This window comes from Streptomyces roseirectus (genome assembly GCF_014489635.1).
Classification (GTDB): domain Bacteria; phylum Actinomycetota; class Actinomycetes; order Streptomycetales; family Streptomycetaceae; genus Streptomyces; species Streptomyces roseirectus.
Genome location: NZ_CP060828.1, coordinates 7,454,861 through 7,481,714, shown reverse-complemented (window position 1 = coordinate 7,481,714; position 26,854 = coordinate 7,454,861). Strand labels below are relative to the sequence as shown.

Genomic DNA, 26,854 nt, shown 5'->3' with positions numbered 1-26,854 from the left:
CCTCAAGGGGGTCACACGGACGCCGAGATGGTCTGGATCACGCGGTCGCGCTCGGCGTCCTCGCCGTACGCGTCGAGGTGGATCTCACCGGACGCGAGGACGACGACCCGGTCGGCGACCTCCAGGATCTCGTCGACGTCGGCGGACAGGACGAGGACGGCGGCGCCCTCGGCGGCGAGGCGGCGGGCGCGGTCGCCGATGTCCCGCCGGGCGCCGATGTCCACGCCCCGGAACGGCTCGTCCAGGATGAGGACACGCGGGGGTTCGGCGAGCCAGCGGCCCACGACGACCTTCTGCTGGTTGCCGCCGGACAGCTCCTCGACGGCGCTGTGCTCGTCGCGGGTGACGACGCCGAGCGCGGCGACGGTGTCCCGGCCGAGGGCGTCCTCCTTGGCGCTCTGGAGCAGGCCGAACCGCGACAGGGACTTCAGGAACGGCAGCGACACGTTCTGGGCGACGGACCAGCCGGGGACGAGCGCGTCGGCGTGCCGGTCCTCGGGGACGAGGTGGACGCCGGCGCGGATCGCGTCGGCCGGGCGGCGGGGCGCGTACGCCGTGCCGTCGAGTTCGACGGCGCCGGCGAGGAAGGGTTCGGCGCCGAACAGGCCGCGGGCCAGCTCGGTCTTGCCGGCGCCCAACAGGCCGACGACGCCGGTGACTTCGCCGGAGCGCAGGTCGAGGTCGAGGGGGGCTTGGGCGTCGAAGAGCCGGACACCTCTGAGGGACAGGACCACATCCCCCTGGGAGCCCTCCCGGACCGGCCGCGCGGTCGTCGCCTCCTGTTCCTGGGCCAGCATCGCGCGCAGGGCGGCGTCCCAGTCGAACGGTTTGGCCTGGTCCTCGGTGAGACGGCCGTCTCGCAGGACGACCAGCCGGTCGGCGAGCGCGTCGATCTCGCCGAGGCGGTGGGAAACGTACAGCACGGCGATGCCGTCCGCGCGCATCCGCTCGACCAGCGCGAACAGGCGCTCGGCCTCGGCGGCGGAGAGCGCGGAGGTCGGCTCGTCGAGGATCAGCAGCCGGGGGCGGGTCGCGAGGGCGCGGGCCAGGATGAGCAACTGCCGGTCGGAGATGCCGAGTTCGGTGACGTCCCGCTTGAGGACGGCGTCGCTCCAGCCGAGACCGAGGCCCGCCTGGATCTCGCGGGCGCGGGCCAGGGTGCGGCGGCCGTTGAGGAAGGGGTTGCCGCGGGCCTGGGCCAGTTCCTCGAAGACCAGGTTCTCCGCGACGGACAGGCCGGGCACGATGCCCTCACCGATCCGCTGGTGCACCGTCTGGATGCCCAACCGGCGTGCTGCGGACGGGGATTGGAGTGCGATGACCTCGCCCGCGACGCGTACCTCGCCGCCGTGTCCGGCGTGCACGCCGGACAGGATCTTGATCAGCGTCGACTTCCCGGCCCCGTTCGCGCCCAGCAGCGCGACCACGCTGCCGGGGGCGATGTCGAGGGAGACGGAGGCGAGGACGGTCTTGCCACCGAACGCCATGCTGACGTCGGTGAGGGCGACGGCGGGCGTTTCGGGAGCGGCGCCTGTCTCAGTGGGCGACATTCGCGATCCAGTCCGCGGTCGACACCTGGGACAGGTTCAGCGCGGGCAGCGCCGTGCGGAGCTGGTCCATGTTGGCGATCTTCTTCTCGCGCAGGAAGTCCTGGGTGATGGCGACCGCCGGGAACTCGACCGTGGTCTTCCCGAGCTGACCGGCCAGTTCCAGGGCGGTCGTCCGGACGACCGCCGCGCCGACGGCGGACGGGTCGGTGCCGGCCGTCGCCACCCACGGGCTGTCCGCGGCGGTCATCTGCTGGATGTCCGCGTTGGAGACGTCCGCGCCGAAGACCTTGACCTTGGTCTGGAGCTTCTTGTTCTGGACGGCGAGGACGGTGCCCTTGGCGAGTTCGTCGTAGGGGGCGAAGACGCCGGTGACGTCGGAGTTCTGGGTGAGGGCGGCGGAGACCAACGGCACGTTGTCCGTGGCGGTGGAGTCGGTGACCTTGCCGACCTTGAACGCCTGCTTCCAGCCCTGCGAGGTGACCGCGGTCTTCCAGACGGAGTCCCGCTTGTCGAGCGCGGCATAGCCGGCGACGTTGACGTAGCCGACCTTGGCGTTCTTGCCGAGGGTCTTCGCCATGACGTCCAGGACGGCCTGGGCCATGCTCGCGTCGTTCTGCCGGGTGGAGACGACGCCCTTGGTCGCGGTCTCGACGTCGTAGACGACGACCTTGATGCCCTTCTTGACGGCCTGGTCGATCTCCGGCTGGATCGTCGCCGGGAAGCCGTGGTCGACGATGATCGCCTTGGCGCCGGAGTTGATCGCGGAGGAGAGGTCGGTGGCCTGCTTGGCGTTGTCGGCCTGGGCGTCGTACACCGTCAGGTCGATCCCCAGCGCCTTGGCCTGCGCCTTCGCGCCGTTGCCCCACTGCTCGAAGTAGTCGCCGGCGCCGCTCTGGCGGACCAGGGCGACCTTGACGGCGCCCGCGTCGAAGGGGGCGGGCTTCTTGCCGGTGGCGGCCTGCGCGGAGGCGGCCGTGTCGCCGCTCGTCTTCGTGGACGCGTCCGACGACTGGGAGCAGCCGCTCAGCACGAGGGCCGAGACGGAGGCCAGCGACAGCGCGGCGAGGGGAAGGCGGATACGGGACATAAGGGGGCTCCAGGTGCGGGGGCGGTGCGATGAGGCTGAGGGGAGAGCGGGAGCCGGAGCGGCGAAAGGATCACGCCAGGTGAGGGAGGGGCGCGAGGGCTCCGGGAACGGTCAGCGACAGCTGGCTGTGGTCGACCGGAGCAAGTCCACGTACAGCCGCCGCACGAGCAGCAGCGTCTTCATACCCAGATCATGAGAACGGTTTCAGCCAAACGTCAAAGGTGTAAAAGGCGATTCTCACGGAATGAGACAACGACTACGTCACACCGGGTGATCATCGGACCCGGCGTTACCATCACCGAATCGACGCTTCCAGCGGAAGAAACCAGACAGACCTGGAGCTGTTGTCATGACCCTCCTGACCACCTGGCCCGAGTCCGGCCCGGACACCCTCGTCCGCCGGACCTCCGACCCCGCCGAGATCGCGGAGGCCCTGAAGCCGCTGGGCGTGCGCTACGAACAGTGGCCGATCCGCGAGGACGTCCCCTTCGACGCGGACAGCGAGACCGTGTTCGCCGCGTACGGCCCGGAGATCGAGAAGCTGAACGCGGAGGAGGGCTTCACCACGGTCGACGTCCTCGGGCTGCACCCCAGCGACGACCCGGAGTTCCCGGCGAGGGCGAAGGCCGCCCGCGAGAAGTTCCTCCAGGAGCACACGCACGACGACGATGACGAGGTCCGCTTCTTCGTCTCCGGCTCCGGCATCTTCTACCTGCACGTGAACGGCGAGGTCCACGCCGTGTTCTGCGAGAAGGGCGACCTGCTCGGCGTCCCGCGCGGCACCACGCACTGGTTCGACATGGGCACCAGCCCGTCCTTCACCGCGATCCGCTTCTTCCACGAGGAGGACGGCTGGATCGGCAACTTCACCGGGTCGCCGATCGCCTCCCGCTTCCCGGACTACGACACGATCGCCGCCGGGTACGTCGCGTGACGCTCCGGTATGCCGTGGACGCCGTGGTGCTCGACATCGAGGGCACCACGAGCGCCACGGGGTTCGTCGTGGACGTCCTGTACCCGTACTCGCGTGACCGGTTCGCGGACCTGCTGTCCCAGCGGGCGGACGAGCCCGAGGTCGCGCGGGCGATCGCGCAGGTGCGGGAGCTGACCGGCGAGCCTGACGCCGATGCCGCCGCGATCGAGAAGACGCTCAACGCCTGGCTGGACGAGGACCGCAAGGCGACCCCGCTGAAGACCCTCCAGGGCATCGTCTGGGCGGAGGGCTTCGCGCGGGGCGATCTCGTCTCGCACTTCTACGCCGACGTCGTCCCGCAGTTGCGCGCCTGGCACGCGGCCGGGGTGCGGCTGTACGTCTACTCGTCGGGGTCGGTGGCCGCGCAGCGGGCGTGGTTCACCAACAGCCCTGAGGGTGACCTGACTTCGCTGGTCTCGGGGTTCTACGACACGGAGAACGCCGGGCCCAAGCAGGAGGCGGCGTCCTACCGCCGGATCGCCTCGGCGACGGGCGTCGAGCCGTCCCGTCTCCTCTTCCTCTCCGACCGGCCCGGCGAGCTGGACGCGGCGCGAGAGGCCGGCTGGCACGCCGTCGGCGTCCGGCGGCCCGGGGAGCCGTACTTCGCGCAAGGCGTCGGGGATCATGCGCAGGCAGGGTCCTTCGACGAGATCACCGTTTCCGGGAGCACCGCATGACCGCCGACATCACCGCGCAGGACCTCCACGAGGCGGGGGCCGTGCTCGCCGCCGAGTCCGCCCGGTTCGCCTCCTTCGGCTGGATGCGCGGCACGTCCGGCAACCTGTCGGTGGTGCTGTCCCGGGAGCCGCTGCTGCTCGCGGTGACGGCGAGCGGGCACGACAAGGGTGAACTGACGCCCGCCGACGTGGTGTTGGTGGACGGGCAGGGGGCTGCCGTGCAGGGCGGGAAGCCGTCCGCCGAGGCCGAACTGCACGCGCGGGTCGCCGCGTTGACGGGTGCGGGGGCGGTCGTCCACGTCCACACGGTCGCGTCCGTGACGATGGGGCACCGGCAGCCCGGGGGGATCGCGTTCCGGGACGTCGAGATGCTGAAGGGGGTGGGGCAGCCCGCGCACGACGTCGAAGTGGTGCTGCCGGTCATCGCCAACAGCCAGGACATGAAGGAGCTGGGCGACCGGCTTGAGGAGGCGCGTAATCCCTTGATGCCGGCGGTGGTTGTCGCCGGGCACGGGTTGTACGTGTGGGGGGCGGATCCGCGTCAGGCGCGGCATTACACCGAAGTGGTGGAGTGGCTGCTGGAGTTGGAGCTGGCTCGGCGCTGAGGAATCTGTGGAGGAAGGGGGACCCTGTGGTCCCCCTTCTTTTCTTTCCTGACCTGCCGTCTACTTCAGCCGCTCGCCCGGCAGTTCGCCCGCCGAGACCTCCAACACCCCGCGTTCCGTGACGAGTCCGGTGACGAGACGGCCCGGGGTGACGTCGAAGGCCGGGTTGTGGCCGCGTGACTCGGCGGGGGCGGTGCGGACGCCGCCCCACTCCAACACCTCGTCCTCGCCCCGGAGTTCGATGTGGATGTCGTCGCCGGTGGCCGTGGCGAGGTCGACGGTCGTCGTAGGGGCCGCGACGAGGAAGGGGATGCCGGCGTCGGCGCAGGCGAGGGCGAGGGCGACCGTGCCGACCTTGTTCGCGGTGTCGCCGTTGGCCGCGATGCGGTCGGCGCCGACGATCGCCGCGTCGACCTCGCCGCGCAGGATGGTGCCGGCGGCGGCGCCGTCCGCCTGGACGTAGTGCGGGATGCCCTCCTGGGCCAACTCCCAGGCGGTGAGCCGGGATCCCTGGAGCAGGGGGCGCGTCTCGTCGGCGTACACGACCTCGACCCGGCCGCGCGCGTGGAGTTCGCGGACGACGCCGAGCGCGGTGCCCCAGCCGGACGTGGCGAGCGCGCCGGCGTTGCAGTGGGTGATGATGCGCAGCGGGCGGTCGACGCCGGCCTTCTTGATCAGCCAGTCCGCTCCGTGGACGCCCATCGCGCGGTTCGCCTCGATGTCCTCGCGCTGGACGGCGGCCGCCTCTTCCAGGACCGCGTCCAGGCCCTCGGCGAAGCGGGTCATGACGCGGTCGACGCACACCATGAGGTTGACGGCGGTGGGGCGGGCCTCGCGGATGCGGGCGACGGCCTGGAGGATCTGGAGGTCGGTCCAGTCCTCGCGCTCGCCCTGGATCAGCGCGATGGCGACCCCGTACGCGCCGGCCGCGCCGATCGCGGGAGCGCCCCGGACGACGAGGCGCTGGATCGCGTCGACGAGGGAGTCCACATCGCGGATGTCCACGGTCTCGGTGCGGTGCGGCAGCAGGGTCTGGTCGATGAGCGCGAGGCCGGATCCGGTCCAGTCGACGGCGCGCAGTTCCTGGGACATAGGGGATCGCTCCTGGGGTGCTGCCTGGGGGGGTCCTGTGGTGTCGGACACCGTACATGACCTCGGCGAACCACAGTTCGAGACAGTCTGTCGGGTGGCTGAAACAGGGTGGTACAGTCCGCAACCGATTCCACTGGCCGAGACGGAGGAGGAGACGTGCCGATGTTCACGAAGCGCCGTTTCCTCGACTTCGGCCGGTGTCGCGGCGACCGCTGTCGCGGCTGAGCCCCCTCGCACCCTCCCTCCCAGCGCTCTCGCGGAACGGCACCGTCGCCCTCCCGGAGCGCCGCTCGTCATACCCGGAAGGTCGTCCCCGATGCGCCCCAGAGCCCCCCGCACTCGCGCCCGCACGCTCAGGCACCGCCGTTCCCTCCAGCTCACAGCGCTCGCCGCCGGTACGGTCCTGCTGGCCACGGCCTGCAACGCCGCCGCCAAGAAGGACACCGGCACGGCCGCCTCCGGCTCGTCCGGGAAGTCGTTCACGCTGGTCACCCCGGACGCCGTGGGCCAGAACGAGTTCCTGAAGCTCGCGGTGACGGGCGTCGAGGCGGCGGCGAAGGAGCATGACGGCACGCAGCACGTGTATCAGTCGACGGACGCGGCGTCTCAGCAGCAGAACGTGCAGGCGGCCGTGGACGCCAAGCCGGACGTCATCGTCCTGGTCGGCTTCGAGTTCGCTGACGTCGTCGCCCAGCAGGCGCGGCGCAACCCCGGGCAGCGGTTCCTGCTGGTCGACGCGTGCACGGCGAAGCCCTTCACGAACGTGAGCTGCGCGGTGTTCCGCGAGCACGAGGGGGTGTTCCTCGCGGGCGCCGAGGCGGGGCTGCTGTCGAGGTCGGGCAAGGTCGGCGCCGTCGACGTCCTCGACACGCCCCAGTTCCGGCGCTACAGCGACCCGTTCGCGGCGGGCGCGAAGAAGGTCGCGCCGGGGACGACGACCGGGACGCGGTTCGTCGGCGGGCAGTCCCCGTTCGACGACTCGGCGCGCGCGAAGGAGCAGGCGGGCACCCTCCTCTCGCAGGGCTACGACCAGGTGATGGCAGCGGCGGCGGCCGGGAACTACGGCGTGTTCGAGGCGGCGAAGGCGAAGGGGGCGTTCGCGTACGGCGTCGACGTCAACCAGTGCCCCTCCTCCCCGGGCACGGTCGTCGACAACGTGATCAAGCGCACGGACGTCGCCGTTCAGAAGGGCATCGACGCGGTGCTCGGCGGGAAGGCGGGCACGACCGTGTCGTACGGGCTGAAGGAGGGCGGCATCAGCCTGACCGGGCTCGATGCGGGCGTCGACTCCTCGCAGTGCGTGATCGCCCGGCACAAGGACGTGCTGACGAAGGTGAAGGCGCTGCGCGACCAGATCGTCTCCGGTGGGCTGGCCGTCGATGACCCCGCCGCGCGCTGAGGCGCCGGTCGCTGTCGAGCTGCGGGGGATCACGAAGCGGTTCCCCGGCACGCTCGCCAACGACTCCGTCGACCTGACTGTCTCGCAGGGCGAGATCCATGCGTTGATGGGTGAGAACGGGGCGGGCAAGTCGACGCTCATGTCGGTGCTGTACGGCATGCTGCGCCCGGATGCCGGGACGATCCGGGTCGACGGGCGGGACGTCGTCTTCGCGAGTCCGTCCGACGCGATGGCGGCCGGGCTCGGCATGGTCCACCAGAGCTTCAAGCTGTTCGACTCGCTGACGGTCACCGAGAACGTGGTGTACGCCGCCGAGCCGCGCCGGTTCGGGCTGGTGGACCGGGCGGCCGCCCGGCGCCGGGTGCGGGAGCTGGCCGAGGAGCACGGGCTCGCGGTCGAACCGGACGCGCGCGTCGGGGAGTTGCCGGTCGGGCTGCGGCAACGCGTCGAGATCCTGAAGCTGTTGCACCGGGGTGCCCGCACGCTGATCCTCGACGAGCCGACGGCCGTGCTGACCCCGGCGGAGGCGGACGCCCTGTTCGCCGTCCTCACGTCCCTCGCCGCGCAAGGCCGTTCGGTCATCCTCGTCACGCACAAGCTCCGTGAGGTGCTGGAGGGGTCGGACCGGGTGACGGTCCTGCGGGACGGGCGGGTCGTGTCCCGGCTGGTCACCGCCGAGACGTCCGCCGGGGAGATCGCCTCCGCGATGACGGGGCGCGCGGTGGAGCTGGACCGGGTGCACGCGGCGGGGACACCGGGTGAGCCGGTGCTGGAGGTGAGCGGGCTGTCGGCGGCAGGCGTCCACGATGTGGACGTCACCGTCCGTGCCGGGGAGATCGTCGGGATCGCCGGGGTCGCCGGGAACGGGCAGAGCGAGCTGATCGAGGCGCTGGCGGGGCTGCGGGCGGTGACCGGCGGGCGGGTGTCCGTCCGGGGCCGCGACGTCACGCACGCCTCGGCCGCCGAACGCCGGGCCCACGGGCTCGCGTACGTGCCCGAGGACCGGCACGCGGTCGGTACGGCGCCGGCGGCGAGCGTCGCCGAGAACCTGGCCATGGGTCACCACCGGACCTCGCTGTCCCGGCGCGGGCTGCTCGCCCCCGGCGCCGTCCGCACGCACGCGCGCACGCTGGTCGAGCGGTTCGGGGTGAAGGCGGCGTCCGTGGCGGCGCCGGCCTCCTCGCTGTCCGGCGGCAACCTCCAGAAGCTCCTCATCGGACGTGAACTCGCCCATGACGCGCCCCTGTTGCTCGTCGAGCAGCCGACCCGGGGCGTCGACATCGGTGCCGTGCAGCACATCCACGACCAGTTGATCGCCTACCGGGACGCCGGGCACGCGGTGCTGCTGGTGTCGGCGGAGCTGAGCGAGATCCGGGGGCTCGCGGACCGGGTGCTGGTGATGTACGAGGGGCGGGTCGTGGGGGCGTACGGGAAGGACGCGGCGGACGAGGGGACGTTGGGGCTGGCGATGGCGGGGGCGAGCGGGGATGCGGGCGCGGGCTCGGGCGAAGGCGCGGGCTCGGGCGCGGGCGCGAACGAGAGCGCGGGAATCTGATATGACCATCACCCGAATATCTGGCGCCCTCCGCTCCCCCGTCACCGCCTCCGTCCTCGCCGGTCTCCTCGTCGGCGCCCTCTTCCTCCTCGGCACCGGCGCCGACCCGCTCACCGCGTACGACGCCGTCCTGACCGGCGCGCTCGGCACGGACGGGATCGGGGCGACGCTGACCACCGGGACCAGCGTCCTCGGCATGGCGCTCGCGCTGGCCGTGCCGCTGCGGGCCGGGCTGATCAACCTCGGCGGGGACGGCCAACTGGTGCTGGGCGGGATCACGGCCGCGGCAACCGCCCTGTACTCCCCGCTGCCGGCGCCCCTGACGGTCGTCCTCGCGCTCCTCGCGGGGATGGCCGCCGGTGCCGGGTACGCCGTGCTCGCCGCCCTGTGCGAGAACCGGTTCGGCGTTCCGCTGCTGGTCAGCAGCCTGTTGCTGAGCTATCCGGCGGTGTCGCTGGCGTCGTACCTGGCCCGGTACCCGTTGAAGGAGCCGGGTTCGAGCCTGCCCCAGACGCGGGCGTTCCCGGACGGCGTCGCGCTGCCCGCGTTCGGCGACTCGACCGTCACCGTCGGCCTGGTCCTCGTCGTCCTCGCGGCGGCGGCCTACTGGTTCACGGACCGGTGGACGGCGTTCGGGTACGAGATCCGGATGACGGGGCTCAACTCCCGTTTCTCCGTGTACGCCGGGGTCGAACGGGCGGGCCTGACGCTGAAGTTGATGTCGGTCTCGGGCGCGCTCGCCGGACTCGTGGGCGCGGTGGGCGTGTTGAGCTTCCCGTACCGGTTCGTGGACGGCTCGCTGACCGCGCCGGGCTACACGTGGACGGGGCTCACGGCGGCGCTGCTCGCGGGGGCGGCGCCGGTCGGCACGCTGATCGCGTCGTTCTTCTTCGCGGTCCTCCAGGTCGGGGGGCTCGCGATGGAGCGGACGACGGAGGTGCCGCGCGAGCTGACGCAGGTGCTCCAGGCGATCGTGATCGTGTTCCTGGCGGCCCGGCTCCGGTTCCCGCGCACGCTCTTGAAGAAGAAGGGGGCCGTCTGATGTTCCTCGACTCCGATCTCCTCATGTCGGCCCTGCGTGCCCTCACCCCGATCCTGCTGGCCGCGCTCGGCGGCGCGATCTGTGAGCGGGCGGGCGTGTTCAACATCGGTCTGGAAGGCATGATGCTGCTGGGCTGCTTCACGGCGGTCGCCACGAGCTGGTTCACCGGCAGCCCCTGGCTGGGGGTGCTCTCGGCGGCCCTCGCGGCGGCGGCGTACTCGCTGGTCCTCGCGGTCGGCGCGGTGACTCTGAAGGGCGACGCGGTGGTGCTCGGCATCGCGATGAACCTCCTCGCCGTCGGCCTGACGAGCTTCCTGCTGCGGACGGTGTTCGGCGTGCAGGGCACGTTCAGCGACCCTGCCCTCAACGGCCTGCCCCTGATAGGGGGGTTGAGCCCGCTCGCCTACCTCTCCTGGGTCGCGGTCGGTGTCGCCGCGCTCCTGCTGTCCCGGCACGTGTGGGGGCTGCGGCTGCGCGGTGTCGGTGAATCCCCGGACGCGGCCGCGACGTTGGGGGTCAGTCCGGCGAAGTACCAGTACGGGGCCGTATTGTCGTCCGGTGTGCTGTGCGGACTCGCGGGTGCCCAACTCGCCCTGGGCAATGTCACGTTGTTCACCGAGAACATGACGGCCGGCCGGGGCTGGATCGCGGTGGTCGCGGTGCTGCTGGGCCGGGCGCTGCCGGTCGGCGTGCTGCTCGCGGCGCTGCTGTTCGGGCTCGCGGAAGCGGTGGGCTTCCGTCTCCAGGGCGTCGGTCTGCCCCAACAGGCCACCGACGCCGCCCCGTACGTCGTCACGCTCGGCGCCCTGTTCCTGTCGACGGCCCGCCGCCGTCGCCGTACCCCTTCCTCCTCTGGAGCCGTCTCATGACGCAGGATCTCCTGCCGATCACCCGAATTCCCCGTACCGGTCTGCCCGTTCACGCGGTGGTCGTCGGCGACCCGGCGCGCGCCGCCGCCGTCGCCGCGCTGCTGGACGGCGCGGCCGAGGTGTCGTACCACCGTGAGTACCGTGTGTTCAGCGGGAGTTGGAAGGGCGTGCCGGTCGTCGTCGCCTCGCACGGCGTGGGCGCGCCGGGCGCGAACCTGCTGTTCCAGGAGCTGGCGGACGCGGGCGTGCGGACGATGATCCGGTTCGGCACGGCGGGTGCGATGAAGCCGGGGATAGCGGACGGCGACCTGGTGATCGCCGAGGCGGCGGTCCGGGACGACGGTGTCACGCAGCAGCTCCTGCCGCCGGAGTACCCCGCGTTCGCCACCCCCGAGGCGGTCCTCGCCCTCCAGCGTGCCGCCCGTGAGACCGGTGCCCCGCACCACCGGGGCGTCGTCTGGACCCGGGCCGCGTTCCAGCCGGGCCCGCTGCCCCTGTTCTCGTACGGCGGCGTCGGTCTCGCCGCGATCGAGATGGAGCTGTCCGCGCTGCTGATCACGGCGTCGCTGCGGGGTCTGACAGCGGGCGGTGTGGTGGTCGTGGACGGCGCGAACGCCGACGAGCTGGTCGACGAGGAGGGCACCAGCGTGTACGACCCGCACCGGGACGTCGTCGCGGAGGGTGTCGAACGGGGTGCCGTGGTCTCGCTGGAGGCGCTGCGGCTGCTGGCGGAGAGTGAGCTGTGAGCGTCGATCTGCTGGTGCACGGGGGTGACGTCCTGACGGTGGACGACGCCGGAACCGTCGTGGAAAAAGGGGCGGTTGCCGTCCGTGACGGTGAGATCGTCGCCGTCGGTCCCGCCGAGGAGCTGCGACGGCGGTACGAGGCGCGCGAGTTCATCGACGCGTCCAACTGCCTCGTCCTGCCCGGGTTCGTCAACACGCACACTCATCTCGCGATGACCCTGCTGCGGGGGCGCGCCGACGACGTGACGCTCCAGGGGTTCCTGGAGCGGGTGTTGAAGTGGGAGGCCGAGCTGCTGACGCCGGAGAACGTGGCGGCGGCGGTGCGGCTGGCGGCGGCGGAGTCGATCCGGGCCGGGGTGACGTCGGCGCTGGACATGTACTGGTTCCACGAGGCGGCCGAGCAGGTGGCGCGGGAGGCGGGCTGGCGGCTGCTGACCGGGCCGACGTTCATGGACGTCCCGGAGCCGCCGGACAAGCGGGAGTTCGCGGCGCGCGCGGCGTGGGCGCGTGCGGACCTGGCGGCGCACGAGGGGATTCGGCCGGTCGTGTTCGCGCACTCGGCGTACACCCTGTCGCCCGAGCAGTTGACCGAAGTGTTCGCGCTGGCGCGGGAGTTCGGGGCGCTGGTGCACATCCACGCGGCGGAGAACGCGACCGAGGTAGCGACGGTGGAGGTCAAGTACGGGAAACGGCCGGTGGAGTTGCTGGACTCGCTCGGGCTGCTCGGCCCGGACGTGCTGCTGGCGCACGCCGTCGACCTGACCGGTCCGGAGATCGCGGCGCTGGCCCGCTCGGGCACGTCGGTCGCGCACTGTCCGGTGTCGAACCTGAAGCTGGGCTGCGGGATCGCGCCCGTGCCGAGGCTGCTCGGCGCCGGGGTGACCGTCGGGCTCGGTACGGACGGCGCGGTCAGCTCGAACACGCTGGACGTGCTGGGTGCCGTCCGGCAGGCGGCGCTGGTGCACAAGGCGGGCGGTGACCCGACGGCGGTGGGCGCGGAGCAGGCCGTCCGGATGGCGACGGCGTGGGGGGCGCGGGCGCTCGGGCTCGGGGAGCGGCTGGGGTCGCTGGAGGCGGGCAAGCGGGCGGATCTCGTCGTCGTGGACCTGTCGGGTCCGCATCTGCGGCCGCCGCACGACCCGTGGTCGGCGCTGGCGTACGCGGCGCGCGCGGACGACGTGCGGGACACGGTCGTGGACGGGAAGGTGCTGATGCGGGGGCGGGTGCTGACGACGCTGGACGAACGTGCGGTGGTCGCGGATCTGGAGGCGTTGATCGGCTGAGCCCCATAATGGCCCCCAGACATCCGATGTCTTCCGTCACCCGAGATGTCTGGGACGCCTGAGATATCCGGAACGCGCGCGAACTTGGGAGGCCGGTCATGGCAGTCACCGACGAGGCGATCGAGAAGATCAAGGGGATGATCGTCTCGGGTGCGCTGCGCCCCGGCGACCGGCTCCCCAAGGAGAGCGAACTCGCCGCCGAACTGGGCCTGTCCAGGAACTCCCTGCGGGAGGCGGTGCGGGCGCTGTCACTGATCCGCATCCTGGACGTGCGTCAGGGCGACGGCACCTACGTCACCAGCCTGGACCCCCAACTCCTGCTGGAGGCGCTGAGTTTCGTCGTCGACTTCCATCGCGACGACACCGTCCTGGAGTTCCTCGCGGTACGCCGGATCCTGGAGCCGGCCGCGACGGCGATGGCGGCGCTGCGCGTCAGCGAGCAGCAACTCGACGCGCTGAGCGCGCAGTTGGACCGGCTGGGCGAGGCGCCCTCGGTGGAGGAACTGGTCGCGTGCGACCTGGAGTTCCACCGGGGGATCGTGCAGAGCGCCGGGAACTCGGTGCTGTGCTCGCTGCTTGACGGCCTGTCAGGTCCCACGACACGGGCGCGGATCTGGCGGGGGCTGACTCAGGAGGACGCGGTGGCGCGGACGCTGCACGAGCACCGGGCGATCCTGGCCGCGCTGCGGGACCGGGACGCCGAGGCGGCGCGGTCGTGGGCGACGGTGCACATCGCGAGCGTGGAGCAGTGGCTGCGGGCGAGCCTGTGAAACCGGTTTCTCCGGGTTCGCGGCCAGGGGTGTTCGATGGCGCCGGACGGGGCAGTGATCCGTTCACTCCCCCGTGGAAGGGGGCTGCGGACGCCCTTGCCGCACGCCGTAAGGTTGGGTGGTCAGGCGAGGGCACGTCGGAAGGAGGCGCTGGGTGATCGAGCTGGAGGGAGTTCCCGAGCTGATCGACCCAGTGATGGTGGCCGCGTTCGAGGGCTGGAACGATGCCGGCGACGCCGCCTCCACCGCGGTCATGCATCTGGAGCGGGAGTGGAAGGGCGAGGTGTTCGCGGCGCTGGACGCCGAGGACTACTACGACTTCCAGGTGAACCGGCCCACGGTGTTCATGGACGGCGGCGTGCGGAAGATCACGTGGCCGACGACGCGTCTGTCGGTCGTGCGGGTCGGCGGCGACAAGCCGCGTGACCTGGTGCTGGTGCGCGGCATCGAGCCGTCGATGCGCTGGCGGTCCTTCTGCAACGAGCTGCTGGGTTTCGCGCACGAGCTGGGCGTGGAGCTGGTGGTGATCCTGGGCGCGCTGCTCGGTGACACCCCGCACACACGTCCGGTGCCGATCAGCGGGACGACGTCCGATCCGGATCTCGCGCGCCGGATGGACCTGGAGGAGACCAAGTACGAGGGCCCGACGGGCATCGTCGGCGTCCTCCAGGAGGCGTGCACGCACGCGGGCGTGCCGGCGGTGTCCCTGTGGGCGGCCGTCCCGCACTACGTGTCGCAGCCGCCCAACCCCAAGGCGACGCTGGCCCTGCTCAACCGCCTCGAAGACCTCATCGACGTCCGTATCCCGCTCGGTGAGCTGGCGGAGGACGCGCGCGCGTGGCAGGTCGGCGTGGACCAGCTCGCGGCCGAGGACAGCGAGGTCGCCGAGTACGTCCAGACGCTCGAAGAGGCCCGCGACACCGCCGAGTTGCCGGAGGCGTCCGGCGAGGCGATCGCCCGCGAGTTCGAGCGGTACCTGCGCCGCCGGGACCCGAACGACCCCAACGAGAAGACGCGTCCGCCGAGACCGCCGAAGGCGGGCGGGGACGACGAGGATTCGTCGGAGGACTGAGCAGGCGGGGGCGCTGATCCAGTGCCCCCGCCCTGTCGTTCACGCTCTCACGCGGGCACGGCGACCACCGCGTACGTCGTCTCCGGTGTCGGCGTCGTCGTGAAGCGCGCGTTGGGCAGGTACAGCCGGCCCCCGTACGCGGCGGCGGTCGTCGGCACGTCGAAGTCGGTGTCGGTGATCCGCCGCAGGAAGACGCCGCTGCGGCCGTCGGCGGCGAGCCTGAACACGTCGACGGCGTTCTGGCGGTTCTGGACGACGTACAGGATCCGTCCGTCGAGCAGCAGGCCGTCGCCGTTGGTGAGCGGTGCCGCGTCGCCGAGGTCGACCAGCCGGGTCACCCCGGTGCGCGGGTCGACCCGGTGCAGCCCGCCCACGCCGGACTGCACGACGAGCAGCGCCGACCCGTCGGGCGTCCGCGTGATCCCGTTCGCGTTGACGGTCTCGCCGGGCACCTGCGCCCAGTCGCCGCTCAGGGGGACGCGGACGACGTCGGCGGCGGCCGGGAGCGCGCCGCCCCGGCCCAGGGGGAGGGCGTAGAGAGCGGGCTGGAAGGAGTCGGTGAACCAGGCGGTGCGCGGGGTGAGGAAGACGTCGTTGGCGAAGGTGGGGGTCGTCGTGGTGAGCCGGTACGAGGCGATGATCTCGCCGCTGCGGGCGTCGACGACACGGGCGCCCTCGCCGCGCGCGGCGACGAACAGGCGTCCCCTGTCGTCGAGTTTGAGTCCGACGGACGGGGTGCCGGGGCCGGCCGAGATGATCGCGCCCTTGCCGGTGCGCAGGTCGGCGCGGTAGATGGAGCCGTCGCCCAGTGAGCCGAGGTAGGCGTAGGGGGCGCGGCCGATCGCGATGCCCTCGGGGCGGAAGCCGTTCGGGAGGGGGATGAGGTCGGGCCGGGCGGCGCCGGGGGTGGCGTGGGCCGTCGTGCCGAGGGCGGCGGCGCCGAGTGCCGCCGCGCCGGCGGTGAGCATCCGGCGTCGGGAGAGGGGGTGTGCGAAGGAACCGTGTGTGGGTGCCACGGGGCGTCCTTCCGCGTGCGGGGACCGGCAGTTGGCCGATCCGGCGGTCAACTGACACCCCACCCCATCACAACTGCCGCGCGGGACACAGGGGTTGACAGGTCATCGATAGCTTGGGGGGCGCGGGTTTCCGAGGGGGCCGCGCCGGGGCGGCCCGTGCCGGGGGCGGGAGGGCGGGGGCGGGAGAACCGGCACACGGGCACGGCGCGCGGCGTGAGAAAGGCGGTGCGCGGGCCGGCGCGGGGACGACGCCCGGGGCACGAGGGGGGTGGTGTCGGCCGGCAGGGGCGGCGCGCGGGCCGGCTTCGGGGCAGCGCGGGCAACGGGCGCAGGCGACGCCGGGAGGGCGCGCGAGGGGCGGTTCCCCCGTACCGGTGACACGTGCCGGTACGGGGGAACCGCCCCTGTTTGTCGGTGCGTTGCCCTTACAGGGCGACGCCGAGGAGGGCGTCGACCGCTCGGGAGACGATGCCGGGGGCGCCGGTGTCGGTGCCGCCCTGTTCCTGCTGGCGGGAGGCCCAGCGGTCGACGGCGTCGAGGGCGGAGGGCGCGTCGAGGTCGTGCGCGAGGGCGTCGCGGATCTCCTCGACGAGGGGGCCGGCCTCGGGGCCGTCGGGGCGGGAGACGGCGGCGCGCCAGCGGGCGAGGCGGGCCTCGGCGTCGGTGAGGACCTGGTCGGTCCACTCCCAGTCGGCGCGGTAGTGGTGGGCGAGGAGCGCGAGGCGGATCGCGGCGGGGTCGACGCCGTCCCGGCGCAGCTGGGAGACGAAGACGAGGTTGCCGCGCGACTTGGACATCTTCTCGCCGTCCAGGCCGACCATGCCCGCGTGCACGTACGCCTGGGCCATGGGGAACTCGCCGGTCAGCGCGTGCGCGTGGGAGGCGCCCATCTCGTGGTGCGGGAAGGCGAGGTCGGAGCCGCCGCCCTGCACGTCGAAGCCCATGCCGAGGTGTTCCAGGGCGATGGCGACGCACTCGATGTGCCAGCCGGGCCGGCCCCGGCCGAGGGAGGCTCCGTCCCAGCTCGGCTCGCCCTCGCGGGCGGCCATCCACAGCATCGGGTCGAGGGGGTTCTTCTTGCCCGGCCGGTCGGGGTCGCCGCCGCGCTCGGCGGACAGCAGCCGCATCGCGGCGGCGTCCAGGTTCGACACCTTCCCGAAGTGCGGGTCGGCCTCGACGGAGAAGTAGATGTCCCCTTCGAGTTCGTACGCGGCCCCGGAGTCCCGCAGGCGCTCGACGAGCGGCACGATCCCGGGTATCGCCTCGACGGCGCCGACGTACTGCTTCGGGGGCAGCATCCGCAGGGCGGTCATGTCCTCGCGGAAGAGCGCGGTCTCCTTCTCGGCGAGCGCGACCCAGTCGACACCGTCGCGCTCGGCGCGCTCCAGCAGCGGGTCGTCCACGTCGGTGACGTTCTGGACGTAGTGAACCTGCCGCTGGCTGTCGAGCCACACGCGCTGAACGAGGTCGAACGCGTTGTAGGTCGCCGCGTGTCCCATGTGTGTGGCGTCGTACGGCGTGATGCCACACACGTAGATACGGGCGACAGGACCGGGGTCGAGGGTGACCAAGCCGCCGGTCGCGGTGTCGTGGATCCTCAGGTCGCGGCCCTGACCAGGCAGGGCGGGGACCTCGGAAGCGGGCCAGGCATGCATGTCATGAGCGTAACCGGCACTTAGTTCGGTATACGAACCGGAGCGCATCGGATGACGTGAAAGGCGGTCTTGCGCGGAACGGGGGGATGTGCAGGAGGGTGTGCGGGTTCCGGGTGCCCGGCGGGGCCCAGCCGGGTCCTAGACGGGCGGCCAGGGGATGGCGGGCCACTCGCCGCCGGGCTCGGGGTGCTTCCCGGTGGTGAGGAGGTCGTCGACGCGGGCGCGGGTGGCGTCGAGTTCCGCCGGGGTGATGAGGGGCGCGAGGGTTTGCGTGAGGGCTCCGGAGGGCTCCAGGGCGCCTCTGAGGGCCTTGAGCGTGCCCAGAGCCTCCTCTGTCAGGGGCTCGCCCGCCCAGCCCCACAGGAGCGTACGGAGCTTGTTCTCGGTGTGGAAGGTGACGCCGTGGTCGATGCCGTAGAGCCGTCCTGCGGCGGTGGGCAGGAGGTGGCCGCCCTTGCGGTCGGCGTTGTTGACGACGGCGTCCAGGACGGCGAGGCGGCGCAGCCGGTCGTCGTCGGCGTGCACCAGGAGCGCCGTCCGCCCCTCCCCCACCTCGGCGAACCCGACGGCCTTCCAGCCCGGTCCGGGTTCCTCGGCGTCGACCAGGGCGAGGAGTTCGGCGTCGGGCGACACCTCGATCCACAGCTGGCACATGCCCTCGCCGTAGGGGCCGTCGCGCAGGACGGTCGGCGGGATCAGGTCCCAGCCGGTCGCGGCGGACACCTCGTACGCGGCGACCTCGCGCCGGGCGAGGTTCCCGTCGGGGAAGTCCCACAGGGGGCGCTCCCCGGCGACCGGTTTGTAGACGCAGGCGGCCTCGCGGCCGTCCAGGGCAACGGTGCAGTACAGGGCGGCGTTGGAGGCGTCGCCGATGCGCCCGCGCACGGTCAGCTCGCCGCGCGTCAGGAGGTGCGCGTCGGCCGGTTCGACGGTCGTCACGCCCCTCGCCGGTATCCGTTCTGGCGCGGACATACGTGTCCCTCCGGGTCGAGCGGCAGGCTGCACAGCGGGCAGGGCGGGCGGCCCGCGTTGACGACGTCCAGGGCGCGCTTGGCGAACGCTCTCGCCTGCGCGCCGGTGAGCCTCACCCGCAGCATCGGGGGGCCGTTCTCCTCGTCCTGGAGGAGCCGTTCCTCCGCCTCGGCCAGGTCCTCCTCGGAGTCCGCGTCGAGCTCCACGAGGGCCTGCGCCTCGACGATCATGCGCTGTTCCTCGCCGTCCCAGGCGAGGGCCATGGTGCCGACCCGGAACTCCTCCTCGACGGGCGAGTCGAGGGGGCCGGTGTCGGTGTTCTCGGCGGGGGCGACGGCGGGTACGGCGGCGTTTCCGCCGCTGCGGCGCACGACCTCGTCCAGCAGTTCGTCCATGCGCTCGGCGAGCGCGGCGACCTGGGTCTTCTCCAGGGCCACGCTGGTCACCCGGGGGCCGGCGACGGCCTGGAGGAAGAAGGTACGGCGTCCGGGCAGTCCGACCGTGCCGGCCACGAAGCGGTCCGGCGGGTCGTAGAGGAACACCTGACGGGACACGTCCTGTCTCCAGTAAGAGTCGTGAGTTCGGATACGTCCGCGCGTGTGCGCGCTATGCGGACCGCTTCACCCTACTGCGGGCGACGATCACGGTGCGCCAGCACCGCCCCCGACGGTCGCCTCCCCGCCCGGGGGTTCCTCGCGCGGGGCGAGCGAGGCGAGGTCGCCGGTGTCGCCGAGGCGCACGAGGAAGGGGCGCAGGCGCGTGTAGCGGATCGCCGTCACGGAGCACGGTTCGACGGAGATCCGCTGGAACAGGTCCAGGTGCAGGCCGAGGGCATCCGCGACGAGCGCCTTGATGACGTCGCCGTGCGAGCACATCAGGTAGACGGCGCTCTCTCCGTGGTCGCGCTCCACGCGCGCGTTCCACTCGCGGACGGCTTCCGCGGCCCTCGTCTGCATCGCCCTCATCGACTCGCCGCCGGGGAACGCCGCCGCCGAGGGGTACGTCTGGACGACCTCCATCAGGGGGTCGCCGCTCAGCTCCGCGAGCTTGCGTCCGCTCCAGTCGCCGTAGTGGGCCTCGCCGATGCGGTCGTCCGTGTGGGCCGTCATCCCGCGCGCCTCCAGGAGGGGCCGCAGGGTCTCCTGGCAGCGCTGCAAAGGGCTCGTGACGACTTCCGCTATCGGCAGTGCTTCGAGCCGTTCCGGCAGCGCCGCCGCCTGGGCCGTGCCGCGTTCGTCCAGCGCGACGCCTGGCGTCCAGCCCGCGAGGACTCCGGAGGTGTTGGCGGTGGACCGTCCGTGCCGGACGAGGATCAGGGTGGGCATGCGGCCCAGGGTAGGGGCACGCGCTGACAGGGGGGGTCGGGGGACGGCTGGAAAGTGCGCTGTGTGATCGGCGGGCGGGTTCGGGGGCCGTCCGGTGCCGTCAGGCTGGTGCCGTCGTCAGGCGAACTCGGGGGCGGGCGGGCCGCCCAGGGCGTTGCGGCGGGCCGGGGGTTTCAGGGTGACCATGCGGTGCCAGCCGACGAGGCGTTCGTAGGCGTAGAGGGCGTGGATGCCGGCGGTGAGGGCGGCCGACCTGGCCTTCGACCAGCCCAGGATGCGGCCCATGTGGGCCATGACCGCCAGGCTGACGTCGCGGTAGATCCTGATCTCCGCCAGCGCGCACTCCCGCAGGGTCCGCTGGATCGTCCGGCCGTGGCCCGCGCGCGCGAAGCGCAGCAGTTCCTCGTGGCAGTAGGCCAGGTGGTTGTCCTCGTCGTTCGAGATCATCCGTACCGCGCGGCCCAGGTCGGGGTGGTCCGCGAAGTGCTTGCGCAGCAGTTCCATCTGCTCCGAGGCGCGCTGTTCGGTGACCCTGCTGTGGGCCAGGTAGGTGACGATGTCCTCGACGGTGAGCGGGCGGTCCGCCTTCAGCCTGTCGTGCGCCAGGCCGATGCCGCCGCGCTCCAGGAGCATCGTGTAGTCGGTCTCCGGGGGGACGGGGACGGGCTCCAGGCCCCGCTTCCTCATCAGCGCGCCGAAGATCCTCCCGTGCTTGTCCTCGTCCGCGCCGTGCCGGCTGATCTTCGGCGCCAGCGCCCGCTCGCTCTCCGGGACCAGCGCCGCGATCCTCCCGTTCTCCCAGCCGCCCTGCGCCTCCCCGCCGGCCGCGATCGAGCAGAACAGCCGGAACGACTCGTCGTCCGCCACGATCTCCTCGAACAACCCCTTCGCCGAAAGCATCCCGATCACCTCTCCCGTATCCGCCCCATCCGACAGAGAACCAGCCAAATACGATCCGAAACCCACCGCAACACGTCCCCCGGACAACCTCCCCCACACCGGGGCCCGCGGCGCCCCACCGGGTGGTGGCAGCGCGTCGCATCGGGGCGCCGGCGCCGGTGAGCGGCACATGCTGCGGCTGCGGCTGCGGCAGAGAACGAAGCTGGGCTGTGGGGAGGGGGTCGGGGCTGAGGAGAGGGCTGCGGCCGAGGAGGGGCCCGGGGGCGGAGCCAGGGTCCAGGCCGGCGCCGGACGGGGGCGTGGACCGGTCTGAGGCACGCGCGGCGCATACGGGTCGGCGTCGGGCGCGAGGAGTCGGGTGCCGTGCCGTCCTCGCACGCGCGGGCGCAGGGGAACACGCCGGGGAGCTACACGCGGCGCCGACCGCAGGTGCGGGCGCACGTCATCTGGGACGTGGGACACGCGCGCGGGCGTACCGAAGCCGGTCGGGGAAGTACGCGTGGCGGGGGTGGGGCCACGCTGGATGGTGTCCCGCCGGGTGGTGTGGCGATGGGGGCCGTCGGCCTCCGCCCGGAGCCGAAACCGCGCCTGCCGGCCTGCGGAGTCGCCGGCTCCACGCCGGTACACCGCCCAACGGGACGTGACCCCACGCCGGGTGGTGTATCCCTGCGGGCCGTTCGACTCCGTCTGGAGCCGAGGTCGCGGCTGTCGGCCGGCCTCGCTCGGGCGTCACGCCTTGCGCGGGGCGACCGTCGCGCACGGCGTCTGTCCAGGACCCTTCCGTCGCGTCCTTGGGCTGCGACGACGGCGTCCGGCTGGATGCGCGTGGGGCGCCCTCCTCGCGGGCCCGTTCTGTCGCGCCTGCACCCTGCCGCCTCGTGCGCGGGCGCGGGGCCGTGTTCATCGGCCTCGCGCCCGCGTGTGTGGTTACGCCAGGCCCGCCAGTTCCAGCGCCTCGGCGCCTGCGCGCAGGGAGGCGAGGCGTTCTTCGAGGGTGAAGCCGGCGGGGGCGAGGGTGAGGGTGGTCACGCCCACGGAGGCGTAGGACTTCATGCGGTCGGCGATGCGGGGGACGGAGCCGAGGAGGGTGGTCTTGTCGATCAGGTCGTGGGGGATCGCCGCCGCGGCGCCGGTCTTGTCGCCGGACAGGTACTTGTCCTGGATCTCCGCCGCTTCCGCCTCGTAGCCCATGCGCTGCGCGAGCTGGTTGTAGAAGTTCTGCTTGCGGCTGCCCATGCCGCCGACGTACAGGGCGGTGTAGGGCCGGAAGGTGTCCGCGAGCTTGTCGACGTCCTTGTCGTCGCCGAGCGCGAGGGGGAGCGTGGGGCAGACGTCGAAGCCTTCGAGGGTGAGGCCGGCCTTCTCGCGCCCCGCGCGGATGTGGCGGAGGGCGGTGTCCTCAAGGTGCTCGGCGGACGGGAAGATCAGCAGGGCGCCGTCGGCGATCTCACCGGTCTGTTCGAGGTTCTTGGGGCCGATCGCGGCGATGTAGAGCGGGATGTGCTCGCGCTCGGGGTGCACGGTCAGCTTGATCGGCTTGCCGGGTCCGCCGGGCAGCGGCAGCGTCCAGTGCTCGCCGTCGTAGGACAGCCGCTCGCGCGTCATGGCCTTGCGGACGATCTCGACGTACTCGCGCGTGCGCGCCAGCGGCTTGTCGAACTTGACGCCGTACCAGCCCTCGGACACCTGCGGCCCGGAGACGCCGAGGCCGAGCCGGAAGCGCCCGCCGGAGAGGGAGTCGAGGGTCGCGGCGGTCATCGCGGTCATCGCCGGCTGGCGGGCCGGGATCTGGAAGATGGCCGACCCGACGTCGATCCGCTCGGTCTTGGCCGCGACCCAGGCCAGCACGGTCGCCGCGTCCGACCCGTACGCCTCGGCCGCCCAGCAGACGGCGTAGCCGAGCCGGTCGGCCTCCTGCGCCACGGCGAGGTTGTCCCCGTCCATCCCGGCACCCCAGTAGCCGAGGTTGATCCCGAGCTGCATTGGCCGCATCCCCTTACTGATCAGTAACGTCCCGTGTGCACAGACCTTAGCGCGCCCCCGCGTGCGACCGGGAGGGGTGACCCGGCATTCCACAACCTGCGGATTCGGTTATCCACAGGCCACCCACCGCCCGGTTCTGGCCAGTAATCTCGGCGTTCATGGAGCAGAGGCATCTCGGCCGCACCGGCCTGCGCGTGTCCCGCATCGGTCTGGGCACCCTCACCTGGGGCCGCGACACGGACGAGCACGACGCGGCGGACCTCTTGAAGACGTTCTGGGAAGCGGGCGGCACCCTCGTCGACACGGCGGACGTGTACGGCGACGGCGATGCCGAATACCTGCTGGGCCGTCTCATAGAGGGCCTGGTCCCGCGCCGGGACCTGATCATCGCGACGAAGGCCGGCAGCGTGCCCGACCCCGACCGCCGCTTCGACGGCTCCCGGGGCCACCTGCTGGCCGCGCTGGACGCCTCGCTGGCCCGCCTCGGCACGGACTACGTGGACGTGTGGCACATCCACGCCTACGACCCCCACACGCCCCTGGAGGAAACCCTCCAGGCTCTCGACATCGCCGTCTCCAGCGGGCGCGCGCGGTACGCGGGCGTCTCCAACTTCTGCGGCTGGCAGATCGCCAAGGCCGCGACCTGGCAGCTCGCCGCGCCCGGCACGCGTACGCGCCTGTCGAGCACGCAGATGGAGTACTCCCTCCTCCAGCGCGGCGTCGAGCGCGAGGTGCTGCCCGCCGCCGTCGACCTCGGCATCGGCTTGCTGCCCTCCTCCCCGCTCGGGCGCGGCGTCCTCACCGGCAAGTACCGCGGCGACAGCCTCCCGCCCGACTCCCGCGCCGCCTCCGACCACTTCGCGCCCTTCGTCGAGCCCTACCTCGACGACACCGCCAGCCGCATCGTCGACGCGGTCACGACCGCCGCCGACGGGCTCGCCGTCACCCCGCTGCACGTCGCCCTCGCCTGGGTCCGCGACCGTCCCGGCGTCGCCGCGCCCATCATCGGCCCGCGCAACGCGCAGCAGCTCAGCGCCGCGTTGTCAGTGGAGGCCCTTACGCTTCCAGACGAGATCTGCCGGGCCCTCGACGACGTGTCGGCGCCCGTGCACCGCTATCCCGATCACGACTGGAGCACGCTGTGAGCACGGACCCGGAGACCACGGAGAACGAAGCGCCGGGGGCACCGGAGGGGGAAGCCGACGCGGAGGCAGCCACCGAGGGCGACGCGGGCGAGGCCCAGAAGGGCGAGGCCCAGAAGGGCGAGGCCCAGAAGGGCGAGGCCCCAGCGCCCGAACTCACCGAGGCCCAGGCCGAGCTCGCCGCGCAGAAGGTCGAGCGGGAGCGGATCGAGCGGCGCAAGGCGGAGAAGGACGGGCCGATCTCCAGCGGCGGCAAGCTGAGCGGTTCGGCGGCGGATCTGCTGGCCGCCGTGCGGGCGGTGGAGAGCGGCGCCAAGCCCGCGAGCGCGTACGTGGCACCGGCCCCGCGCAGTGTCCCGGAGGCCGGGCCGCGGCCTGACGCGGGGTCACCGAACACGGCCACCACACCAGCAGCCGACACGGGCGAAGCTCGCGGCAACCCGGACGCCGCCCGTGTCGCCGCAGGACCCGCCGCCGGTTCGGAGAGCAGCCTTAAAACCGGCCCTGGCGCCGGCGGCCTCGCCCTCGGCGTACACCCCCTCGCAGCCCCCTCCGCACCCGCGCCGGAGACCGTCGCCGCCGTCCGGGGTGTCCTCGCGTCCGGGGGCGCGCCGGAGGCGCTGGCCTCGCAGGTCGCCGTGGCCCTCGGGGAGAGCGCGGCGCAGTCGCTGCGGGACGACCCCTGGCAGTTGCTGCGGGTCTCCGGGGTGCGGCCCGAGCAGGCCGACGGGTTCGCGCGGGCGCTGCTCGGGGACGCGTGCGGGCCGCAGGACGAGCGGCGCGGGCGCGCGGTGACGCTGTGGCTGCTGGAGCAGGCGGCCCTGGCCGGGCACACGGCGCTGGAGCTGCCGGCGCTGACCGCCGCGCTGGCCCAGCGGGGCGTGCCGGACGCCGACGCCGCCGTCCAGGACACCGTCGCCGAAGGGGAGGCGCTGGTCTTCCAGGACGCCCTGGAGGAGCCCGGCGCCGCGCCCGCGCAGGGCGACGGGGACGAGGAGGAGCGTCCCGTCCGTGTCCTGGTCGGCCTTGAGCGGTACGCGCTCGCGGAGGAGAGCCTGGCGGACGGCCTCGCCCGGATCGTCAACGCGCTGCCCGGCGACGGCTCGCCCGCGTGGGAGACGGCCGTGTCCTCGGCGCCCAGGAGCGCCGCCGACCTGATCCGCGCCGTCGCCTCGAACGGCCTCGTCCTGCACACCGGCGGCGAGGCGTCCCGCGCCGAACCGGCCGCTCTCCTCGACGCCGCCCACGCCCTCGGCCTGCGCGCGGTCGCCGCCTGCCACACCCCCAACGGCCGCGACCGCTTCGCGGCCCTGCTGAGCGAGGGCACGGGCGCAGGCGCGGGCGCAGACACGGATACCGGCGCGAGCGCGGGGGGCATCCCGCACCCAGGATCCCCCGCCGACGACCGCGTCTCCCCCGTCGTCACCCTCCCCGGCCTCCTCGCCGGCGTCGAGGGCCCCGGGCGCGCCCCCGACGGAACCCTCGCCCTGGACCTCCTGGTCGTGCTCGACGCGCCCCAACTGGACGTCGAGACGGCCGCGATGGTCGTGGAGTCCCTGGCGGACGGGGCCCGGCTCGTGCTGAGCGGGGACCCCGGGGTGCTGTGGTCGGCCGGGGCGGGGCGGGTGTTCGGGGATCTCGTGGGCGCGCGCGTGTGCCCGCAGGTCGCGTCGCGGACGCCGGACCCGGGGCCGATCGGGGAGTTGGTCTCCGGGGTCGGGATCGGGGAGCTGAACCAGGTCGAGGCGCCCGGCAAGGAGATCGTGATCGTGCCGGTGCGGGACGCCGGGGAAGCCGTGCACCGGACGGTTCAGCTGGTCGCCGACTCCGTGCCGAGGGCGTTCGGGGTGACCCCCGAGGAGACGGTCGTGATCACGCCGGGCCACGGCGGCGCGGCCGGCACGCGCGCGCTCAACGCCGCCCTCAAGGAGCGGATCAACCCCGGCCCCGGCCGCTTCGCCGGCTTCGACCCGGGCGACCTCGTCGCCTACTCCCCCGCGCCCGGCCGTACGCTGCCGGGCCGGGTGACCGGCGCCGACGCGGACGGCCTGCACCTCACCTGCGCGGGCGCCGCCGTCGTCGTCCCCAAGGAGCAGGTCGAGCGGAGCGTGCGGCACGGCTGGGCGCTCACCGCGCACCAGGCGGTCGGCGGGAGGTGGCCGGCGGCGGTCGTCGTCCTGCCCGGTGACGCGGCTCAGGCGCTGTCCCGGCCGTGGGTGTACACGGCGTTCGGGCGCGCGCAGCGGCACCTGTCGGTCGTCCACGGCGTGGAGCAGGCGCTCCCGCGCGCGGTCGCCGAGGTCCTGCCGAAGCCGAGGACGACCCGGCTGCCGGTGCTGCTGCGCGGCCAGGTGCCCGCGGCGGTGGGGTAGCGCACAGCGAAGGGCGCGGAGGTGATCACCTCCGCGCCCCTGGGAACCCCGGCTAGCGCCGGTCGGCGTCGAGCGGTTCCAAGTCGTCGGCCTCGTCGATGACTTCGACGTCGTCGATGGCGTCGTCCTCGTCGATGGCCTCGTCGAGGTCGAAGTCCTCGTCGTCCGTCTCCTCGTCGAAGACGGCGCTGACGTCGAAGCGGCAGACGACCCGCTGGGGGTCGGCCTGCTCGAAGGGGGTCTCCAGCCATTCGCCGGGGTCGGCCGGTTCGTCGGCGGCCACGACCCAGAGGGTCGAGTCGCCCTCCTCCAGGCCGAACTCCTTGTGCCGGGAGGCGATCTCGTCCGGCTCGTACTCGCCGAACAGGATGCCGAGCGCGCCGTGGACGGTGCTCGCGGTGTCCTCGCCGCCGTCGTAGTCCGCCGCCTCGACCCGCTGGGCCTGCGCGAGCAGCCGCTGGGGCTCCGCCACGGCGTAGTCGCGGCGGATCAGCACGCTGAGGGCGTTCGGCTCCTCGGGGCCCGCGTACGGCGGGAGCGAGTCGTCGGTGCCGGGGATCTCGAAGGGCGTGACCTCGTCGTAGCGGTCGTAGAGCAGTTCGTCGTACGTCTCCGCCGCAGCGGCCAGTTCGTTGAACGCCTCGTAGACGGCCGGGTCGTCCTCCCCCGACCGGCGTTCGACCGCGGCCAGGTGACGATCCAGCGCGGTCTTCACCGCCTCGGCGGCGGCGCGTACCTCGGCAGCGGTGGGCTGCGCAGCATCAGACAT

The 26,854-nt window shown here is 72.7% G+C and carries 24 protein-coding genes; 13 read left to right on the top strand and 11 right to left on the bottom strand.

What is annotated here, in order from left to right; translation table 11 throughout:
- Window positions 1-11: 11 nt before the first annotated feature.
- Entirely contained in the window at window positions 12-1,550 is a 1,539-nt protein-coding gene (locus tag IAG44_RS32185; protein WP_187750595.1) for a sugar ABC transporter ATP-binding protein, read from the bottom strand.
- Window positions 1,537-2,637, bottom strand: a complete 1,101-nt coding sequence (locus IAG44_RS32180; protein ID WP_187750594.1) for a substrate-binding domain-containing protein — start codon at window positions 2,635-2,637, stop codon at window positions 1,537-1,539. Before IAG44_RS32180 ends, IAG44_RS32185 begins: the two co-directional genes overlap by 14 nt.
- A 349-nt stretch (window positions 2,638-2,986) precedes the next feature.
- Here IAG44_RS32180 and IAG44_RS32175 point away from each other — a divergent pair, with 349 nt between their 5' ends.
- The 3 genes from IAG44_RS32175 to mtnB are packed head-to-tail and all read left to right on the top strand — an operon-like array spanning window position 2,987 to window position 4,892.
- On the top strand, window positions 2,987-3,571 hold the full coding sequence (locus tag IAG44_RS32175) for a 1,2-dihydroxy-3-keto-5-methylthiopentene dioxygenase (protein WP_187750593.1): 585 nt from the start codon (window positions 2,987-2,989) through the stop codon (window positions 3,569-3,571).
- Window positions 3,568-4,287 carry an acireductone synthase gene (mtnC, locus tag IAG44_RS32170; RefSeq protein WP_187750592.1) on the top strand — a complete coding sequence of 240 codons (720 nt, stop codon included), beginning with the start codon at window positions 3,568-3,570 and terminating at the stop codon, window positions 4,285-4,287. Before IAG44_RS32175 ends, mtnC begins: the two co-directional genes overlap by 4 nt.
- Window positions 4,284-4,892 (top strand): methylthioribulose 1-phosphate dehydratase, encoded by a 609-nt coding sequence (gene mtnB / locus IAG44_RS32165; RefSeq protein ID WP_187750591.1) that lies wholly within the window; start codon window positions 4,284-4,286, stop codon window positions 4,890-4,892. Before mtnC ends, mtnB begins: the two co-directional genes overlap by 4 nt.
- A gap of 60 nt (window positions 4,893-4,952) precedes the next feature.
- On the opposite strand, the gene mtnA is transcribed toward mtnB, so the two are convergent.
- Window positions 4,953-5,984 carry an S-methyl-5-thioribose-1-phosphate isomerase gene (gene mtnA / locus IAG44_RS32160; protein WP_187750590.1) on the bottom strand — a complete coding sequence of 344 codons (1,032 nt, stop codon included), beginning with the start codon at window positions 5,982-5,984 and terminating at the stop codon, window positions 4,953-4,955.
- Window positions 5,985-6,300: 316 nt separating this feature from the next.
- Between mtnA and IAG44_RS32155 the strand changes: the two genes are divergently transcribed.
- From IAG44_RS32155 to IAG44_RS32120, 8 genes are all read left to right on the top strand, one after another.
- Complete coding sequence (locus tag IAG44_RS32155) at window positions 6,301-7,383, top strand: BMP family ABC transporter substrate-binding protein (protein ID WP_187750589.1); 1,083 nt, start codon at window positions 6,301-6,303, stop codon at window positions 7,381-7,383.
- A complete protein-coding gene (locus IAG44_RS32150; RefSeq protein ID WP_187750588.1) occupies window positions 7,364-8,938 on the top strand; it encodes an ABC transporter ATP-binding protein in 1,575 nt (524 codons plus the stop codon). Before IAG44_RS32155 ends, IAG44_RS32150 begins: the two co-directional genes overlap by 20 nt.
- Before the next feature lies 1 nt (window position 8,939).
- Window positions 8,940-9,980 (top strand): ABC transporter permease, encoded by a 1,041-nt coding sequence (locus IAG44_RS32145; protein WP_187750587.1) that lies wholly within the window; start codon window positions 8,940-8,942, stop codon window positions 9,978-9,980.
- The gene (locus IAG44_RS32140; RefSeq protein ID WP_187750586.1) at window positions 9,980-10,849 is read left to right on the top strand and encodes an ABC transporter permease; all 870 of its coding nucleotides are present in this window, start codon (window positions 9,980-9,982) and stop codon (window positions 10,847-10,849) included. Before IAG44_RS32145 ends, IAG44_RS32140 begins: the two co-directional genes overlap by 1 nt.
- A complete protein-coding gene (locus tag IAG44_RS32135) occupies window positions 10,846-11,595 on the top strand; it encodes a phosphorylase family protein (protein ID WP_187750585.1) in 750 nt (249 codons plus the stop codon). Before IAG44_RS32140 ends, IAG44_RS32135 begins: the two co-directional genes overlap by 4 nt.
- The gene (locus IAG44_RS32130) at window positions 11,592-12,878 is read left to right on the top strand and encodes an amidohydrolase (protein ID WP_187750584.1); all 1,287 of its coding nucleotides are present in this window, start codon (window positions 11,592-11,594) and stop codon (window positions 12,876-12,878) included. The genes IAG44_RS32135 and IAG44_RS32130 overlap by 4 nt, the downstream gene beginning before the upstream one ends.
- 98 nt (window positions 12,879-12,976) lie before the next feature.
- Window positions 12,977-13,648, top strand: a complete 672-nt coding sequence (locus tag IAG44_RS32125) for a FadR/GntR family transcriptional regulator (protein WP_187750583.1) — start codon at window positions 12,977-12,979, stop codon at window positions 13,646-13,648.
- 154 nt (window positions 13,649-13,802) lie between these two features.
- Entirely contained in the window at window positions 13,803-14,720 is a 918-nt protein-coding gene (locus IAG44_RS32120) for a PAC2 family protein (protein WP_187750582.1), read from the top strand.
- Between the two features lie 47 nt (window positions 14,721-14,767).
- On the opposite strand, the gene IAG44_RS32115 is transcribed toward IAG44_RS32120, so the two are convergent.
- From IAG44_RS32115 to IAG44_RS32085, 7 genes are all read right to left on the bottom strand, one after another.
- Complete coding sequence (locus IAG44_RS32115) at window positions 14,768-15,736, bottom strand: SMP-30/gluconolactonase/LRE family protein (protein WP_187750581.1); 969 nt, start codon at window positions 15,734-15,736, stop codon at window positions 14,768-14,770.
- A gap of 425 nt (window positions 15,737-16,161) precedes the next feature.
- On the bottom strand, window positions 16,162-17,391 hold the full coding sequence (gene mshC / locus IAG44_RS32110; RefSeq protein WP_187750580.1) for a cysteine--1-D-myo-inosityl 2-amino-2-deoxy-alpha-D-glucopyranoside ligase: 1,230 nt from the start codon (window positions 17,389-17,391) through the stop codon (window positions 16,162-16,164).
- Window positions 17,392-17,529: 138 nt separating this feature from the next.
- Window positions 17,530-18,363, bottom strand: coding sequence for an SCO1664 family protein (locus tag IAG44_RS32105; protein WP_187750579.1), 834 nt, complete (start codon window positions 18,361-18,363; stop codon window positions 17,530-17,532).
- The gene (locus tag IAG44_RS32100) at window positions 18,327-18,917 is read right to left on the bottom strand and encodes a DUF3090 domain-containing protein (protein ID WP_187750578.1); all 591 of its coding nucleotides are present in this window, start codon (window positions 18,915-18,917) and stop codon (window positions 18,327-18,329) included. Before IAG44_RS32100 ends, IAG44_RS32105 begins: the two co-directional genes overlap by 37 nt.
- 87 nt (window positions 18,918-19,004) lie before the next feature.
- Window positions 19,005-19,688, bottom strand: coding sequence for a histidine phosphatase family protein (locus tag IAG44_RS32095; RefSeq protein ID WP_187750577.1), 684 nt, complete (start codon window positions 19,686-19,688; stop codon window positions 19,005-19,007).
- Window positions 19,689-19,805: 117 nt separating this feature from the next.
- A complete protein-coding gene (locus tag IAG44_RS32090; RefSeq protein WP_187750576.1) occupies window positions 19,806-20,588 on the bottom strand; it encodes a ferritin-like domain-containing protein in 783 nt (260 codons plus the stop codon).
- Between the two features lie 927 nt (window positions 20,589-21,515).
- Complete coding sequence (locus IAG44_RS32085; protein WP_187750575.1) at window positions 21,516-22,571, bottom strand: LLM class F420-dependent oxidoreductase; 1,056 nt, start codon at window positions 22,569-22,571, stop codon at window positions 21,516-21,518.
- 158 nt (window positions 22,572-22,729) lie between these two features.
- Here IAG44_RS32085 and IAG44_RS32080 point away from each other — a divergent pair, with 158 nt between their 5' ends.
- Window positions 22,730-23,716: an aldo/keto reductase gene (locus IAG44_RS32080; RefSeq protein ID WP_187750574.1), complete on the top strand. Its 987-nt coding sequence runs from the start codon at window positions 22,730-22,732 to the stop codon at window positions 23,714-23,716.
- Window positions 23,713-26,085, top strand: a complete 2,373-nt coding sequence (locus IAG44_RS32075) for a helix-hairpin-helix domain-containing protein (protein ID WP_187750573.1) — start codon at window positions 23,713-23,715, stop codon at window positions 26,083-26,085. Before IAG44_RS32080 ends, IAG44_RS32075 begins: the two co-directional genes overlap by 4 nt.
- A gap of 52 nt (window positions 26,086-26,137) precedes the next feature.
- On the opposite strand, the gene IAG44_RS32070 is transcribed toward IAG44_RS32075, so the two are convergent.
- A complete protein-coding gene (locus tag IAG44_RS32070) occupies window positions 26,138-26,854 on the bottom strand; it encodes a hypothetical protein (protein ID WP_187750572.1) in 717 nt (238 codons plus the stop codon).